Raw genomic sequence first — 17,943 nt, 5'->3', positions numbered from 1 at the left:
AAACTGGCCAGGGTTATATTAACAAGACTTGCTATCTAAAATAGTATTAGTTTTTAATTACTTTTTGCTGATATACCGCTTTATCTGTAATGGCTTTCAAAATATAAATACCTTTTGGAAGCGCGCTTACATTGATTTGTCCGTTGTTCAGCTGCGCATTAACCATTCTTCCTGAAGCATCATACATAGAAACATTCTGGATTTTCTCCTGTGTTTTGATGGTAAGAATATCAGTAACCGGATTCGGATAAATACCAAATTCAAGTTTCTTCACCTCAGCAGTTGCCAAAGTTGAAGTCGTACTGTTTACTGTGAGTGTTTTTTCTACTAACTTACCATTTGAGTTAAACCTGATCACGATATCAGATGTACCTGCAACAAGTGGTGTTAAAACCACCTCATCATTATCATTAATTACTGCAGAAACTACTGTAGGATTACTGTTTGATTTGATAGACTTCACAACTGAAACAGTCATATTGTCTGCATCAGAAACTATTGATTTCAAATCAATCGCAGTAGTATTTCCTGCTGTAACCTGTGAAGGTAAAACGTTACTCACAACAGGAGCTGAGTTATTGGTAAATACCGTTAATGCCGGGAACCAATAGTAATCATTCAAAGTTTTTGTACTGATAAGAGCTCCGGCCATATTATAAGTATGGATCCAGTTTTTCTGATAGTGTGCTCCGTATCCGCTTTCTGTTGTGTTCAGAACAAGTTCACCGGTAACAGGATTTACACGAAGAGCCGCACCGTAAGGAATCTGCTTAAATTGTCCTGTCTGCCCTGGAATTGCGGCAAAGTTTTCGTTAAATGTTTTCGTTGTAACGTCAAATCTTACAATCTGTGTTCCTGAACTCCAGCTGCTGATTGAATTGATCCAGTATAAGGCATTTTCTTTATTACTTGCTGAAAATTTACCAGCATTCCATGCTCCCCAATCTCCAATATACTTCGTTGTTGGGATATTGTAAACCTGTGTGGCAAAAGTAGTGGGATTGATGCTGATCAGCTTCTGATCCTGAATTCCCCATACGCTTCCGTCTTTAGCCTGAGCAACAGAATAGAAACCTCCGGCAATGGTACTCACTACCGTATCTGTATTAGGATTAATTACTAAAATTCCTACTCCCTGCTTCACTGCGAATACATATTGTGAAGTACGGATCATATTTCCAATCTGTCCGCTGCCGCCAGTTCCGGCAATTAAAGAACCTACCTGTAAATTATCAATGTTGAAAAGAACAATTCCGGTAGAAGTACCAATATATCCTTTGTGCTCATTTACTCCTACAAATGACCTTCCATCACCGCCTCCAATGTTATTAAACCCGGCAATTTTCTGCATAGTCTGTGCATTAGCTACAACAAGTCTTCCTCCCGGAGTATATTGAGTATCTCCTCCATCGGCAGCCTGTTTTGATACAAAATAGAATTTGTCTCCATAGATGGTTCCATATTGTGTAGTTGCACCGAAAGCCTGGTTGTTGTTTGCATTACTGTACACACGGTAATTGATCTGACCGTTATTGTCAATAAAGTTCACAGAACCGTTGGTATGACCAAACCATTCTTCGTTCACCATGAAATATCCGTTGGTAAAGTTATTGGATGCTACATAAGGAGAAACAGGGGTAAGCGTAGATGAAATTGGGGTAGAATTAAAGCCTACGTTAAAGTTCCAGACATCCCATGAGCCGTTTTCTAATACACGTGAAGAAGCTCCTACGCTGGAATATCCGAAATCAGCATCTGCAGGGTTTTTTACCCAATAAGACCAATACCCGTTAACCGTCCATCCGGACTGCCAGTGATCGTTGGCAGCATCTACGATAGTATAGCTGTCAAAATCATAAGCTGTTGTATTAACGAAACCATTCACCGGATATAACGGATAAGTGGCATTTCCGCTTTTGATCAGTGCATTGGTACCTTGACCGTTTATGTCAAAACCTATTCCTCCTACTGCTGACCCAAATTGTGTTCCCTGATACAGCAATGTGTAAAGTCTGTGATCTGCTTTAGCAATAGCTTTAAGCATATCTTCACCTGTAGCATTCCCGTCCCATTTGAATCCCCAAACCATAGCGTCAGGGTTTTTACTGTCGTTCCACTGCACTACAAAAGCAGCTTGGTTAGCTCCTGATCCTACCCAATACTGAATATCAGAAAAACTGATTGTGGTGGTATTAAGCTTGCTGATCCCCGAAATATCATTTCTGGGTACGCCCTGAACTTTTATCTGTGCATTTGATAGACATGCAAACAGAAAAAGCATCATAAAAAGGTAAAACTTTTTCATTTTTTATTAATTTAAATAGATTGAATTATTATTTGAAATGTAAATCGTAGGCTCCTGCCACTTCTGTAGAAACTTCTCCCAGCCAGCCAGCTTCCTGATTGACTCCTGTATATATTTTCATAAAATCTACCCCGGGAAGTTTCACATATTTTCCGTTTCTGTCTACAGCCCATGAAATATCAATATTGGAAGCTTCGTCATTATTCGGAGCATTATCAGCGTATCCGAAATCATATGACTTTCCTACCCAATACGATCCGTCACCATTCTGATCGTAAAAATTGTTTGCCAGTCTTGTTCCCGAAAAGCCGTAAGAACTATCGGTAAACCATAAAGGATAATAGCTTTGTACATGGAACGTATTTTTTGTTTTAAAACCTTGATTCCCCAGATTATCATTCCACTTGATATATTCTACATCGGTCTGCCAGAATTCGGTTCCGGCTACAGGTGTTTTATTTTCATCAGGTTTATGGTACGTTATACTGTACTCTTTTACTGTTGCGTTTTTAAAATATTCGCTGCCTGCAATTTCATACCATTCATCATTATCAGGTTTTCCGTTTTTGTTTCTGTCGTAGGCTACCATAATAATTCCCGGCTCACATGATCCTGAACGTTGATCACTGGCATCATTTCCAAAGAATGCATTTCCTAACACTTTAAAATCTCTTCCGTTCAAATTCGGAATGGTATGATCAAAACCGAAAACCACATATCCGCCATATCCGCCCAGACTGATCATGGTAGAATTACCTCCCACCAACGATTCGTTTGCTTTCTGAAGCATATTTGCAGCGGTATTTCCAGGCATATATTCCGGAATTTCATTCATGAACTGTCCTACAGCAGGACGGAATTCCAATACTTTAGCAATATATTTACTGTAAGGTGTTTTCTCTTTGGTAACAATGATTTTAGAATGATAAACCTGTTCGTTTCCTTTGTTATTAATTTTTAAAGTCAGCGGATAAGCATCTGCTGTTGGGCTGATAAATTCAAGTTCTGAATTTTGAGAGATAATAGAATCATTGATACTCCACGTAACCGATCCTGAAGCATTGGTTGGAATACTCAAAACCTTTAAACGTTCAATGGAATAAGAATCATCAAGACCGTTAAAGGTAAACTCCTCTTCATCATCGTGCTTACAGGCTATTACACCTGCCAGGAAACATGATAAAACTCCGATTTTTAAATAAGTAAAGGTATTTCTCTTCATTTCTTAAAGTTTGGTTATTTGTATAAAAAGGTAAAGTGGGCAGGGATATTTCCGCCTTCTGTTTTCCATTTAAAATGTCCGTTTTTATCAAAGCAATAGACAAATCCCATAGAAACATAATTTCTGGCATCTGTCATATAGATATCTTCTGTGATTGGGTTTACAGCAATTCCGTAAGGTGTTTTAATCGCAGTTTCGTATTCTTTGTCAAAAATGCTGTTGGCAATAATTTGTTCTGTTTTTACATCAATGATCCCAAAGCTCTTCTTATAGCTGTGTGTGTTGTAATTGAATTCATTTCCGTAGAAATAGAGTTTATCATTAACGATTGTCATTTCACTCACTGCGAGGTGGAAATCTTTTTTAACAATTCCTGTTGCTGCATCTATAAGGTATAGGCTGGAAGGAACGTTATAATAATCTCCTCTTGAACTCACGTACAGATCACCGTAATTATCTTTTTTAATGTGGTGAAGATTAATCGCAACATTTAATTTTTGGATTTCAGTAAAAGTGTTCAGGTCTATTACAGAAACGGTATTGTCGTAATCAGGAGCTTTGTATCCTCCGGAATTGGCCACAAATAATTTATTCCCTACAATTTCCATTTCTTCCGGTTGATACCCTACTACCACTTCACGCTGGATGGAAAGAGAAACTGTATCAATTTCCACAATTTTTCCTTTGGGTGCTTTTGGATTAACCGCTACCGGACCTGCATAGCTGCTGGCATAAGCTTTCCCTCCTTTAAAGGTTAAATAACGGCAGTTCTGTAATGGAATAGAAGTAATACGTTTGGCTGTTTTGGCATCCAACACTTCAATCTTGTTGGAAACATTGACAACAATATACAGCTTGCTTCCGTAGATCTTAATATCATTTCCAACATCTCCCAGTTCTTTCACAACATTCGGATTAATCTCCGCGTAGATGTTCCTGTAATAGGTTCCTTTGGTATAATCAAAAAAGTCCAAGGTACATTTGTTGCTTCCCATATTTCCTTCATTCAGCATGTAGAAACCTTTGATTGCTGTATTTTCTGATGGAAGTCCCTCTACCACTTCCTGGCGGACAATAATATCATCCGTACGGCATGAACTAAGAAAAGCTAAGACAAGAAATAAAAAGTAAAAGTTTAGTTTTCTCATAAGGTAAAGTTTAGAATAAGTTTAAAGTTTCTGCCCGGCATCGGATAATTGATCACTACATCATAATATTGGTTGAAAATATTATTCATCTCAAGGCTTACTTTAAATTGATGATTCGCCCAGTTGAATTTTTTCTGAACAGACAGATCATGGGTATACCAAGGCTGTACATAATTGTATTGAATGTTGTCCTGGTTCACATCATACCTTTCTCCTACATACATCGCACTGTAATTGAAACTCCAGTCTTTATAGTCCGCCATCAGGGTGAAGGAGCCACTATGCCATGGTGTGTAAGGAATCTGATTTCGGTAGAATGTATCCTCCGGATCTGTCATATCTCTTGCACTTTGGTAAGTGTAGGAAAGCAAGGGTCTCAGTTTTACTTTTCCTAACTGCATTTCTGCCTGAACATTCACGTCAGCACCTATGATTTCAACCCGTCCAAGGTTCATCATCAGCCAGCGGAACATACTTCCGTTAGGGGCTGCAACAATCTTATCCTGTACTTTGTTGTAATAACCGTCTACTTTAGCATAAAAGGATGTAAAGAATCGGTTTTTATAATTCTTCTGATACGTAAATCCTACATCATACTGATTGGTAAATTCCGGCTTCAGGTAAGTATTTCCGATATTAGTGTAATACAGATCATTGAAGGTTGGCAGTCGGAAAATCCTTTTATAGAAAGCTCTTAAAGTAAGTTCAGGAATTATTTCAGGCTGGTAGCTCATAAATACAGCTGGGGTCCATTCTCTGCTGTCTCCGGGTCTTTTATTTTTTCTTACTTCTTCAAAAGTAAAAGTTCCTAAAAGGCTGCCCAGGATCTTGAATCTGTTCCACTGATACGTTGTTGCCAATGCAACCAATGTAGTGTAACGTGTAGGATAAGAAAAGTTATCCAGATTGGCATCCAGATTATTGTACTGAAAATCCCCGCTCAGACTGACATCCCAATTGGATGTGATAGAATAGATATTGGATGAGGAAAGATAGAGCTCTCGTTGGATATAGGTGTTATCGGTATGAATAATAGACTGCGAGCGAACAGTATCCATAAAATGAGTGTAATCGTAGGCAAACTTTGCTTTCAGCTGAGTTTCAAATCTGGGAAACAGTTTTTTCCGAAGATTGGCCTGCACGAAATAATTTTCATCAGAAAGTCTTGCTCCTCTTCCTCCAAAACGGCCATTCACAATAGGAGCCGGCATTCCACGGTCTGAAATATAACCATAGCCTCTTACATTCCAGCTTCCGTTATTTAAAGTTCCGTTTAACGAAGTTTCAAAACGTTTCGCTTTGATATCTGAGTCCTGCCTCTTTGCAATTGTATCATAAGCCTGCTGTCCATCAGGATATTTCTTGGCATACCGAAATCTGTAAATCCCATCACTTTGCAGAAATTCTCCACTGAAGCTGGCAGAAGTTCTGTCTGAAATTTTCTGTTCCAATCGGAATGACGGATTAAAAAGGTCTATGGAGGCACTTTTTGCTCTTATCACAAGATTGGTTTTCTTTATTCCTTTAAATACAGGCGTTTTAGGCTGTAAATAGATAGATCCCGAAGAACCGAAATCTTTTGCCGGCTGAAAAATCTCGCTTTTCTGCCCGTTATACAATGATATTTCTTCCAGATCATCCAAAGAATATCTTCCCAGATCTACCAGTCCGTTCTGTGCATTTCCCAGTTGAATTCCATCATAGAAAACGCCTACATGCTGACTTCCGAGGCTTCGGACATTAATGGTTTTCAATCCGCCAATCCCTCCATAGTCTTTGATCTGAACACCGGAAAAATACCGAAGAGCATCTGCTACAGAATGACTGTTCAGTCTTTCCAGCTGCTCGCCCTGCAGGGTTTGTGCCGGAAGAATTTCTTTGAAGTTTTTCTTGTAAAGGTTGATCCCTTTGATTGATTCTTCCTGAACACTGTCTTTTTTCTTGGTTTGAGAAGACAAAAGGTGAGATGTTAACACCAGTATTGTGAAAACAGCTTTATGAATTGCAGAAGTAATTAGTTTTGCCGCCATTAGCTCATTTAGGATAATGAAGACGCTAATGGATATAAGAATACAACGACAAAGCACAGCTGTCACTGCACAGAATCATTGATGTCCTAAGCTTTATTCCACGAAAGCGTCAAACGATTATTTTCTGGCAGGTCTTCTGACTTACTCCATTTTTGAAATCCTTCCCATTAAAAAACAGTGGATATATTCTTCAAAAATCTTGGTGCGGAGCTTACAGCAGCGGGTCTGTTCCGGATTTTCACCGGATTCCCTTTTAAGAGCTTTTTAGGGCTCACCAAATTTCGGCAAAGATAAAAAATTATTCCTAACCCCCAATTAAAATCATGATTCATAAACAATTAAAGCTCCCGAAGGAGCTTTAACATGATTAAAAAGGGGTTTTATTTAAATTCCGATATTCAGGAAAATACTAAATCTGGATTTTGCTTCAATATCACCACCAGCCAAATGGGTATACATAGGAAGCATGAGTTCACTTCCCAGGCTCAGTTTTTTATAAGAGGCTTCAAACCCAATCTTCCCATACAATGCACTTCCGGCTGTATTGGGCAGGGCTTCATCAAACTGCTTGTTCTGAGCATACACTTCTCCCTGCACTCCGGTTTTTACAGAAAAGATAGATTTTTCATTTCCTGCAACCTGATAAAATCCTGTTGCAGCGTAGTTCCACTGGTTTCCGAAATGGTAATTCTTCTTATTTTCCGTTTTGATTGTATAGTCTGTATTGACCAATACAGCTACTTTATTCTTTTGAAATTTATAATTCAAAGCCGCCTGATAATCCCAGCTTCCTGTTCCCAACTGAAAACTCGGATTGACTCCGGATGCTCCTTTTTCATCAAACTTTCCCAAAGGAATTTTCACGCCCAAACCTCCGCTCACGTGATGGAAATTATCTTTAGAGCTCATTAGCTGATAGATTCCCATCAGGTTCAGATCTCCGATTCCGTTGATTTTGATATCTCCCTGCATAGTCCTTTTTTCATGAAAATGAAATGGCAGACTTGCATATACACTTAGTTTTTTAGTCAATGGAATTTTTCCCCAAAGCTGTAAGGTATTAAAATACTGATCCTGTGTAAGATCTTTTACAAATAAATTTTCTTTTGCTTTGTAATGCTGTGCAAAATATTTGATTCCGATAAACTGTGGATTCAGCAAAGATTCAAAACCGGATGATCCGTTACCGGCCGCACAACCGCATGCATCACAGTCATCATCAAAATCAATTCTGCTAAAGCCATTCTGAGCAATATACATACTGTCTCTAACCAGATTTGCCTGGCTCAGGCTAAATACCATTAAACATAGTATTGCTATAATCTTCTTCATGTTTTCTATAATTTATTCTGCAAATTTTGGATTGGATATAAAACTTTTGTCGGACAATGTTTTCAGGAAAGCAATAATCGACTGTTTTTCCTGACTATTCATGGCTATTCCTGTATGACCATTCTGTTTCAGCTGAGGATCAAGATTCGCATTATCTTCCACCTGTTCTGAATAGAAATTGAGTACAGCATCTAATGTGTAAAACCTTCCGTCATGCATATAAGGTGCTGTATATTCTACGTTTCTCAAACTTGGAACACGGAATTTCATCCAGTCTACCTGATTAAGAGTAACTCTGTAACGCCCTGCATCTTTGAACTCGGTGTTATAATACATTCCTGTATTACGGAAGCTTTCATCGGTAAATAATTCTCCGCTATGGCAAGAGGCACATTTCTGTCCGAACAAAGCCATTCCCTGAGATTCTGTAGAAGTAAACTGCTCTTTTCCCTGCCTGAACCTGTCATATTTTGAATCTGCAGAAATTAAAGAAGCCATAAACTGTGACAGTGCTTTTAGAATTCTTTCTCCGGTAATGGTTTCATCTCCGTACGCTTCCCTGAAAAGTTTTTTATATTTCTGATCATCTTTTATTTTTGAAATGGCTTCCGGTATAGAACTGTCCATCTCATTGACATCTGTAATAGGGCTTATCGGTTGTTCATTGAGGTTATGAATAACACCGTCCCACATATATCTTTTCAAAAAAGCCATATTCTGAATGGGTGGCGCATTTCTGATTCCTATTCTGTCATCCACACCATGGCTTACGGTATGTCCGTGATGGGTGAAAGCATTTTCCTGAATATGGCAGAAGCCGCATGAAATGGTATTGTTTCGGGAAAGTCTTCCTTCATAGAATAATTTTCGGCCCAGCTCTACTCCGTTTTTGGTTACCGGATTGATTGATTTATCGAAAGTCATTTCCGTAAAATAAGAAGGAAACTGCAGATTGTATGCTTCATCTTTTTCCAGTGGCTGAATCACCTCATCAGAACAGGAAATACAGCTCATAATCAATACAAGCAGAACCAACATCCTTTTAATAAGAAAATTAATCATTGTGAACGTGGTCTACTTTAAACATTTTGGTAAGGTTATTGGTAACGTCTACCAAATGCTGGTTTGAGCCCATCAACATATCATTAGTTGTAGTAAGGGTAAGCGCTTTATCTCCACTCAAAAACTGATTCAGATCCGCAAGAATATGGACAGAAGGACGAATTTGTCCCGTCACTCTTGCTGTTGTCGGAAGATTCAATGTGATTTCACGGTATAGGTCAGCCTGTTCATTAGCGGTAACATTTCCCATATTTCCTGTATGATTCATAAATTCCTTTGAAGGGGCATCATTTCCATATTTCCCTTCCAGTTTCACAAAAATATACCCGGCAGCCCATGACCACGTCAGCCCTTTCTGCTTGGCTTTTGTCCAGAATTCCGCTTGACCATCTTGTCCCAGTAAGTAGGCTTTCTGGCTGATTCCCAATCCGAATTTTATTTTCTTATAATTGTTTTTCGGAATACCATCCAGATTCAGGTATATAATTCCGGCTACCGCATCCGCCTGATCTACTATGAAAGCGCCTTTATCAGGATTGTTTTCATTGTATTTAAATTCATTTCCGTTTTCGTCTATCAGTGATATGTTACTGATGACATATTTTAAAGCCGAAAAATTGTGTTTTTGTCCCTGAGAAGAAGTCTGAACCGTCTGATTTAAAACAACATCTCCTACATTATTAAATCCGTTTTCAAATTTGATCTGAAGTTTTCCGGGTGTGGTATCCTGTGGATTTTCGTCATCCCTGCTGCTTTCGCAGGCTGCAAAAGAGAATAAAGTAAAGGCAATAAAGAATAGTGATAAAAATTTATAGATTTTCATTGTTGATTTTTTAAGTTGAATACTAATTATGTAATGTGAAAACATTCTTTTTTACCACAAAAGGCACAAAAGTTCCTACACTTAAGTTTTTAAGTGATAGATTTTATGCACAATAAGAACACTTACACTTTTTTAAATCTTTGATTTTTAATTGATGTAAGCTTTGTGACTTTTGTGGTTGAATAGTGATGGTTTAACTTAAAAAACCGGTGGTTTGAAAATATGAGTCAGAAACAGAAAGGAATATGCTGTTTCATAGATAAAGTTGAAATTGGAAAGTATAATTTTTCCAGTAATGATAACCTCTGTTATCTCAGGCAATGTATATATATCAAGAATTTTCTGTCCTGAGTTTTTTATTTTATTGAAAGGAGTAGACTCTGTCTCGTTATTGGCTTTTGCCAGCTCTTTGCTCAAGTAACACTTTCCATTGCAGTGAATTTCTGGCCTGGATTTATTCACACAGAGAACTTTAATGATATAATCATAATTTACAGCATACTCTACCACTGGCACCAAAGGTCTTAGCACCATATATAAAGTAAAAAGTATGCTGTAAAATAATTTCATCAGACTATTTCTTACTTAAAGCTTCGTCATATCTTCTGCTGATCTCTTTCCAGTTCGTCACGTTCCAGATAGCGGTAAGATAATCTGCTCTTTTGTTCTGATATTTTAAATAATAAGCATGTTCCCAGACATCAATTCCGAAAATAGGAGTTCCTTTTTCTTCTACCACATCCATCAAAGGGTTGTCCTGGTTAGGAGTAGAGGAAACAAACAATTTTCCATCTTTTCCTACAGAAAGCCAGGCCCATCCTGAACCGAAACGATCCGCTCCGGCTTTAGCCATTTTTTCTTTAAAAGCCTCTATACTTCCGAAAGTTTCAGTGATGGCTTTTGCTAATTTTGCAGAAGGCTGTGTATTTTTTTGAGGGGTCAGAACAGTCCAGAACAGTTCGTGGTTATAATGTCCTCCCGCATTATTTCTTACTGCAGCAGGCAGTTTTGAAACATTGGAAAGAATCTGAAACAACGTTTCCTTTTCCTGTGGAGTTCCTGTAATTGCTTTATTCAGGTTAGCTACATACGCTGCCGCATGTTTTGAATAATGAATTTCCATAGTCTGGGCATCAATATTTCCTTCCAGAGCATTATAAGCGTATGGCAGAGGTGTCTGCTTAAACTGAGCCAGTGTAAACTGGGCCGCGAAAACTGCAGTTACAGCAGCTATTTTCAAAATCTTCATAACGTTTTTGTTTATGGTTGAACAATGTTTTTTTGCTAAGCTGGAAGATGGGAGATGGAGGCTGGAAGTAATTGGCATTAAAGTATAAATCCTTCAACTTCTATTTACTTCTATAGCTATCTAAAAACCGCTACAGCTTTACCGTCTGGAAGAACTTCCAGCTTCCAGCTTCGCGCTCCCATCTCCCTTATTTCAATAATTTCTTAATATCCTCAATCAGGATTTCTCTGTCAGGGTGATACTTTCCCGTCAGCAGAGGTGTTTTACCTTCCGGATCTCCATAATTTAATCCTGAATAATACAGAATCGGCATATTTTCTTTGTTATATCTGCATCTGATATTTCCATTCTGATCTACCAGGGCAATCATTCCGCTGTGGTTCAGGCTTTCTCCTTCATCTTCCTTGTCACCTACGTAGATATTAAATTTATCAGCAAGATCACCAATGTATGTACGGTCTCCTGTCAGGAAATGCCAGTTGGGAGATGTCGCCCCTATTCTTTTAGCATGTTCTTTTAAAGCTTCAGGGGTATCATTTTCCGGATCAATGCTGATGGAAATGATGCCGAAGTTGGGATCATTGACCTGGTTCTGAATAGCCTTCATATTGGTATTCATCACCGGACATATTGTAGGACATTTGCTGAAGAAAAACTCTACAAGATATACCTTACCCAACATATCTTTATTAGTGATTTTTTTGCTGTTCCGATCCGTCAGTTCAAAATCGGGAACTTTCATCACGGTATAAAGGTTCTTTTTAAAATACCCCATTCCTATCCCTATTCCCAGAAAAAGCAATGCAAATAATGCGATCGGTATGATTACCTTACTTTTATTATTGGTTTTTTTATTTTTGGGCATATTTCTCAGGGCTTTTTTTGAATTCATCCTTGCAGTAAACACTGCAAAAACCATACGTTTTATTTTTATATACTGCTGTATCTTTAAGAGATCCGGCAGTCTTCATGTGACAGATCGGATCTTCTTCATTTACGACCAGTACATTTTCTATTTTCTTTCCTGAAGAGTCCATATGGCTTGCATGCTTTACCTGAGGCGTTTCCTTGGCACACGACAGTATTGATATGGACAGCAGGGCAGTCATAATAATGAGAGATTTCATTTTAATGTTAAATTGAAATTAATAATGTTAAATAAAATTATGGCACAATGCATAAGTCTGAAAAAACACAGAATTCTTCAAAAAGAAATAGTGTATTCTAACAGCTTACAATTATTCATTTTAATTGTAGAATATATCTTTAATGACTTATTAATAAAAGTTTTAAGCACTTCTATTCCATCAACTAAAAACATAGTTTATAATAAAAATTAAGCCAACGGAGGATGGAATATCCTGGAAAAGTATTCTGAAGAGTGAGAATTAAAATAGCTTGAATCAGGAATTTCAGAAAGAGATTCCGAATTCAAAAGAGAAGAAAAAGAAAGGATATCATGAGAAATAAAAACATCTAATCCTGCAATCTTTATTGTTTGGGAGCTATTGGACTGTTTTTCTGTTTTTGACAGTTCTTTTTCCACGTAGCATTTTCCCTTACATGTTGATTGGGGTACGTTTCGGTTCTCACAAAGGTTTTTCACAATATAATCATAGTTCACAGCATAGTTTACCAATGGCAAGACGGGACGTACTGCAACGGTAAAAATGATGAATATGGAAATGAATAACCTCAACGTTTTAGTTCTCTGTTACAAATATACTACTTCAAAATTGTTTTATAATAGATTTATGATGAATGTCATTATGGTTGTTTACTGTTACCCATAAAAATTACAAAACTGTGCCTGTCACCGATATAATATTATCCCGAACTTTGATTGAAACTTTAGACCTAAACTAAAATTTAGTTCTTTATATTCAATTTAATCTTGTTGATAAAAGCTTTGCTGATGTTTTTGGCAGAGCTTTTTATTTTGTTGAAATAATAAAGGCGCTAAAAATGTTTCCGAATACTTAATGTTTTTGAATAAGACATTCAATTAAGAAGTAAACTAGCTGAAAATCTTTGATTTTCTTGCGCCCTTAAAAACAACACAATTTTTATCTTCTTTGCACCTTTGCGTTTATCCAACAAAAAACCTATTACCTTTCTAAATTAAGTTTTGATGTGATGTTGGAAACGCAAAGACGCAAGTTTTTTTTAAAATACTTGCTGTTTTAAGGCGCGAAGATTTTATCTGCAATAAAATTTAAAACTGATAATAATGAGACTGATCATTAGATTCTTACAGAATGACAAACTATGGGTATCATTTTATACTAGTTGTAATTGTCAGTCATAGTTTATACGGAAAGCGAAGGCAGTCTCCTTGTCACTTCGTAGGAGTCTCAATAGCATAATATGGATCTCAATGGAATGGCTGGTATGATGTATAATTTAAAACAAAAGCCCTGCTGAAATTCAGCAGAGCCTTTATTGAATATAATTTAGTTGTGCTTATTATTTGCTTTTTAAAATTTCATCCTCTGAATTCTCACTGCATTTAAAATTGCCAGCAATGCGACTCCCACATCTGCAAAAACAGCTTCCCACATGGTTGCCAACCCTCCTGCTCCAAGGATAAGAACAACTGCTTTTACCGCGAAGGCAAGAATGATATTCTGCCAAACGATCTTTTTCGTTTGTTTCCCGATGTTGATTGCCATTGGAATTTTACTCGGTTTATCATCCTGAATCACGACATCAGCTGTTTCAATAGTGGCATCACTTCCTAAACCTCCCATCGCAATTCCCACATCACTTAAAGCAACTACAGGTGCGTCATTCACTCCGTCTCCTACGAAAGCTACCGTTTGGTTTTTAGCTTTGATTTCTTTAACCTTATTTACTTTATCTTCAGGCAGCAGATCTCCAAATGCATTGTCAATTCCCAGCTGATCTGCTACATATTTCACCACGGTTCCTTTATCACCGCTCAGCATCGTAGCTTTTACATTCATTTTATGCAGATTGTCTACGGTTTCTTTAGCATCTTCTTTTATGCTGTCAGCAATCGTGATATACCCTACGAACTTTTTGTCATAAGCTACTGCGATCACGGTGTAAACAATACTGGAGTGGTTGGTATCGTAACTGATACTGAATTTATCCATCAGCTTAAAATTCCCTACCAGAAGTTCTTTACCGTTAACAGTCGCTTTCAGTCCGTGACCGGCAATTTCTTCTACATTTTCTAAAGGAATGGCGTGATTGATATCTCCTACATAATTGTGAATAGCTGTTGCTACCGGATGGGTACTTTTACTTTCGAGGGCATTGACCATCTGAAGGATTTCTTCTTTGTTAAATTCAGGGTTCATGCTTACTTCCTGAACTTTGAATACACCTTCTGTCATCGTTCCTGTTTTATCCATCACGACATTCTGAATCTCTGCAATGCTGTCCAGGAAATTACTTCCTTTGAATAAAATTCCGTTTCGGCTTGCGGCTCCGATTCCTCCGAAATACCCTAACGGAATAGAGATTACCAATGCACAAGGACAAGAAATGACAAGGAAAATCAATGCTCTGTACAGCCAGTCTCTGAATTGATAATCGCTCACAAAGAAATAGGGCAGTAAAGAGATTCCTATGGCAAGAAATACTACAATAGGGGTATATACTTTAGCAAATTTTCTGATGAATAATTCGGTAGGAGCTTTCTGCGCTGTGGCATTCTGAACCAGTTCCAGAATTTTACTCAATTTACTGTCTTCATAGGCCGTATTTACTTTAACCAAAGCAATACTGTTCATGTTTATCATTCCGGCAAGAACGACTTCGCCTTTATTTTTGGTATCAGGTTTACTTTCTCCTGTTAAGGCCGCCGTGTTGAATGAAGCTGAATCTGAAAGCAGTTCTCCATCCAGAGCCAGTTTTTCACCGGGTTTCAGCTGAATAATATCTCCAATTTTAGCTTCTTTAGCTTTCATTGTTTTAGGCTGATTATTTTCCATCACGGTTACCTCATCAGGACGCTGATCCAATAGTGCTTTTATATTTCCTTTGGCTCTGGTCACTGCCATAGACTGAAATACTTCTCCTACGGCATAAAAGAGCATTACCGCTACTCCTTCCGGGTATTCTCCAATGACAAAAGCCCCAATGGTTGCAATGCTCATCAGAAAGAATTCTGAAAACACATCTCCTTTGATGATACTTTTATAGGCATCTTTCAATACAGGGAATCCTACGGGAATATAAGCCGCCAGGAACCATACCAAACGTACCCAGCCAGTAAACCATAAGGGTTTTATATAGTTATCAAAGGCAATTCCCAATAATAAGATCGCAAAGGATATAATGGCAGGAAGAAACATCTGAAAGACCGTCTGATCTGCGGAATCGTGAGAATGATCATGGCCATCGTGGTCATGTCCATCTCCTTCTGAATGGTTATGTTTGTGCCCTTTTGTATCGGGCTTTTCCGGGGTTGTACTACAGCATTTTTCCATAACTGATATTTTTATACAAATTTAAACGTGAGACTGATGCAATGCTATTGCAAACTTTCAAGACAGTTTTCGCAGATTCCTTTGGCAAAGAGTCGTATTTCATCAATCCTGAAATTGGTCTGTATGTTTTCAGGAAAGGAAATATCTTCTTTGCAGGTGGTTTGTTTGCATATTTTACAATAGAAATGCAGGTGCCAGTCTTTATGTGTTTTTTCATCGCAATCGTCTTCGCATAATTTGTATTTTGTGGTTGTATTTTCCTGAATGCTGTGAACAATTCCTTTTTCTTCAAAGGTTTTCAATGTTCTGTAGATGGTAATTCTGTCAGCATTGTCAAAATAATTTTCTATTTCAGAAAGGGATAAAGCCGCTTCCTGAGAGCTTAAAAAATCATATACCAAAATCCTCATACTGGTAGGTTTGGTATTTTTATCAATGAGTTTGTGTTCTATATCTTTTTTCATTGTAAGTTTTTAATTTTTTACAGATGGACTTCATTTTCTTCATAGCCTTCATCTTCTATCTGAAAAGTTGTATGACTGATTTTAAAGTTATTCACAGTAGTATCCGTCAATATTTTTAACAATTGATTCTGAGAATATGCTGCTTCTTTTACCACATGAGCACTCATAGCATTGACGCTTGATGTCAGTGACCATACATGCAGGTCATGAATATTTTTCACTCCCGGAGCTTGTTCCAGAGATTTACGAAGTTCATGAATATCCACTTCTTTAGGAGTTCCTTCAAGCAACACATTAATGGCTTCTTTCAACAGTCTCCATGTTCTTGGGAAGATCAGTAATCCAATTGCGGCTGAGATCAACGGATCGGCGTAGTACCAGCCTGTTGTGAGCATAATCACTCCTGCTATCATCACTCCTACAGAGGTCAGCATGTCTGAAAGTACTTCAAAATACGCGCCTTTCATATTTAAGCTGCTTTCTGAGTCTTTTCTCAGAATCATCATTCCGACAATATTGACGATTAATCCGATTCCTGCTACAATCAGCATGGATTTACTTTGTACTTCCGGCGGATCTTGAAACCGCTTGTAAGCTTCAAATAAAACATAGATCGAAATAGCCAGTAAAACCACCGCATTGATTACGGCTGCCAATATTTCTGTCCTGTAATACCCATATGTTCTTGAAGGATCTGCTTTTCTTTCTCCAATTTTGATGGCGATAAATGCCAGTAACAATCCTACAACGTCTGTCAGCATATGGGCTGCATCAGCCAATAACGCCAGACTGTTGGTAACAATTCCTCCTATTACCTCAGCAATGAGATAGGTTCCGCTAAGGCAGAGTACGATCAGGAGGTTCTTTTTATGTCTGCTTCCTGCAGAAACAATTTGTGTTGGTGTGCTTTCCATATGGTGTATGGTTTAATTACATTTCATAATAAGATGTATTTTCTTTTTTAGGGGGAACATTCTGCTCACCGATCATTTGCCTGATATTGATTTCTATGGTCTGCGCCAGGGAAGTCATCGGAGTGTCTACAGGACCATTTTCAAACGGATCCTGCATGATGATGGATGTTTTTTCAATAGCAATGAATGTCACCGGCACCAGGAAAGTAATGGCAATTTCTACCAACAGCTGTGAATCATCAAGTCCAAAGGGAAGAATTGCCGCAAAAACATAGATTAAAATATGAACTAAAACACTGTAAGAACGTGGAAAAACCGTATTCTTCAGTCTTTCACATTTCCCCATACTGTCGCAGAGCCTTGTGATGATATCATTCAGCTGCATCTGCTGAAAATCGGTCAATCCTTTGGAAGCTGCAATTTCTTTCAGCTGTCTGGAGTGTTCGTCCAGAATTGCATTGGGAATATTGGTTCCTTTGATCTGATGCTGATCCAAATATTGCTGAACTTTTTCAGAAAACGGCAGTTTTCTCAAAGATTCCCCAAGTGCATACGTCCAGGTAATTTGTCTTTCGGCAAAATCTTTTATTATTTTGTCATTTCCCACCGACATAAACTGAATAATCAACCTTACAAAAGTCCGGGAATCGTTAACAATTGCCCCCCAAACAGTTCTGGCTTCCCACCATCTTTCATAGGACTGGGAAGTACGGAATGCCAGCAGCAATGATACAGCCGTTCCCAGCAATGCAGGAATATTCAACGGCAGTGAGATCTTGCGAAACCATGGCAGTTCGTCCAAAAGGCCAATGGCTATGGCAAATATTCCGATAAACAGGATTTGGCTTTTTATTTCACGGATGAAATACCAGACTGATATTTTTTTGTTTAATAACATAATTGGGTTATTTATTAAAATTCGGTGAGGTTATCT

At 38.0% G+C, this 17,943-nt stretch carries 16 protein-coding genes and 1 riboswitch; all 16 genes read right to left on the bottom strand.

The window, feature by feature from the left end; genetic code table 11:
- Positions 1-46 precede the first annotated feature (46 nt).
- Positions 47-2,305, bottom strand: a complete 2,259-nt coding sequence (locus KYG33_RS16710; RefSeq protein ID WP_219072102.1) for a DUF5074 domain-containing protein — start codon at positions 2,303-2,305, stop codon at positions 47-49.
- A gap of 28 nt (positions 2,306-2,333) precedes the next feature.
- A complete protein-coding gene (locus tag KYG33_RS16705) occupies positions 2,334-3,527 on the bottom strand; it encodes a cell surface protein (protein ID WP_219072101.1) in 1,194 nt (397 codons plus the stop codon).
- 14 nt (positions 3,528-3,541) lie between these two features.
- Positions 3,542-4,675 carry a YncE family protein gene (locus KYG33_RS16700; protein ID WP_180565033.1) on the bottom strand — a complete coding sequence of 378 codons (1,134 nt, stop codon included), beginning with the start codon at positions 4,673-4,675 and terminating at the stop codon, positions 3,542-3,544.
- Entirely contained in the window at positions 4,672-6,705 is a 2,034-nt protein-coding gene (locus KYG33_RS16695) for a TonB-dependent receptor plug domain-containing protein (protein WP_219072100.1), read from the bottom strand. The genes KYG33_RS16700 and KYG33_RS16695 overlap by 4 nt, the downstream gene beginning before the upstream one ends.
- 108 nt (positions 6,706-6,813) lie before the next feature.
- Positions 6,814-6,999, bottom strand: a riboswitch (cobalamin riboswitch).
- A 90-nt stretch (positions 7,000-7,089) separates the two neighbouring features.
- Positions 7,090-8,037, bottom strand: coding sequence for a transporter (locus KYG33_RS16690; RefSeq protein ID WP_219072099.1), 948 nt, complete (start codon positions 8,035-8,037; stop codon positions 7,090-7,092).
- Positions 8,038-8,049: 12 nt separating this feature from the next.
- Positions 8,050-9,075, bottom strand: coding sequence for a cytochrome-c peroxidase (locus KYG33_RS16685; protein WP_411267029.1), 1,026 nt, complete (start codon positions 9,073-9,075; stop codon positions 8,050-8,052).
- Between the two features lie 16 nt (positions 9,076-9,091).
- Positions 9,092-9,922: an MbnP family protein gene (locus tag KYG33_RS16680; protein WP_219072097.1), complete on the bottom strand. Its 831-nt coding sequence runs from the start codon at positions 9,920-9,922 to the stop codon at positions 9,092-9,094.
- Between the two features lie 198 nt (positions 9,923-10,120).
- Positions 10,121-10,492 (bottom strand): hypothetical protein, encoded by a 372-nt coding sequence (locus tag KYG33_RS16675; protein WP_175627179.1) that lies wholly within the window; start codon positions 10,490-10,492, stop codon positions 10,121-10,123.
- 4 nt (positions 10,493-10,496) lie between these two features.
- Positions 10,497-11,171 (bottom strand): superoxide dismutase, encoded by a 675-nt coding sequence (locus KYG33_RS16670; protein WP_219072096.1) that lies wholly within the window; start codon positions 11,169-11,171, stop codon positions 10,497-10,499.
- 187 nt (positions 11,172-11,358) lie between these two features.
- Positions 11,359-12,036 carry an SCO family protein gene (locus KYG33_RS16665; RefSeq protein WP_175627178.1) on the bottom strand — a complete coding sequence of 226 codons (678 nt, stop codon included), beginning with the start codon at positions 12,034-12,036 and terminating at the stop codon, positions 11,359-11,361.
- Positions 12,023-12,298, bottom strand: coding sequence for a YHS domain-containing protein (locus KYG33_RS16660; protein ID WP_077413550.1), 276 nt, complete (start codon positions 12,296-12,298; stop codon positions 12,023-12,025). Before KYG33_RS16660 ends, KYG33_RS16665 begins: the two co-directional genes overlap by 14 nt.
- Before the next feature lie 209 nt (positions 12,299-12,507).
- Positions 12,508-12,870: a hypothetical protein gene (locus KYG33_RS16655; protein WP_077413548.1), complete on the bottom strand. Its 363-nt coding sequence runs from the start codon at positions 12,868-12,870 to the stop codon at positions 12,508-12,510.
- Between the two features lie 778 nt (positions 12,871-13,648).
- Complete coding sequence (locus KYG33_RS16650) at positions 13,649-15,631, bottom strand: heavy metal translocating P-type ATPase (protein WP_077413547.1); 1,983 nt, start codon at positions 15,629-15,631, stop codon at positions 13,649-13,651.
- A 44-nt stretch (positions 15,632-15,675) separates the two neighbouring features.
- A complete protein-coding gene (locus KYG33_RS16645; protein ID WP_077413546.1) occupies positions 15,676-16,095 on the bottom strand; it encodes a Fur family transcriptional regulator in 420 nt (139 codons plus the stop codon).
- Positions 16,096-16,112: 17 nt separating this feature from the next.
- A complete protein-coding gene (locus tag KYG33_RS16640) occupies positions 16,113-17,009 on the bottom strand; it encodes a cation diffusion facilitator family transporter (protein ID WP_180565030.1) in 897 nt (298 codons plus the stop codon).
- A 16-nt stretch (positions 17,010-17,025) separates the two neighbouring features.
- Positions 17,026-17,907, bottom strand: coding sequence for a bestrophin family protein (locus tag KYG33_RS16635; protein WP_219072095.1), 882 nt, complete (start codon positions 17,905-17,907; stop codon positions 17,026-17,028).
- Between the last annotated feature and the right edge of the window lie 36 nt (positions 17,908-17,943).

The sequence above is a fragment of the Chryseobacterium sp. D764 genome, assembly GCF_019317325.1.
GTDB lineage: Bacteria > Bacteroidota > Bacteroidia > Flavobacteriales > Weeksellaceae > Chryseobacterium.
This window is presented reverse-complemented; position numbering and strand designations above follow the sequence as displayed.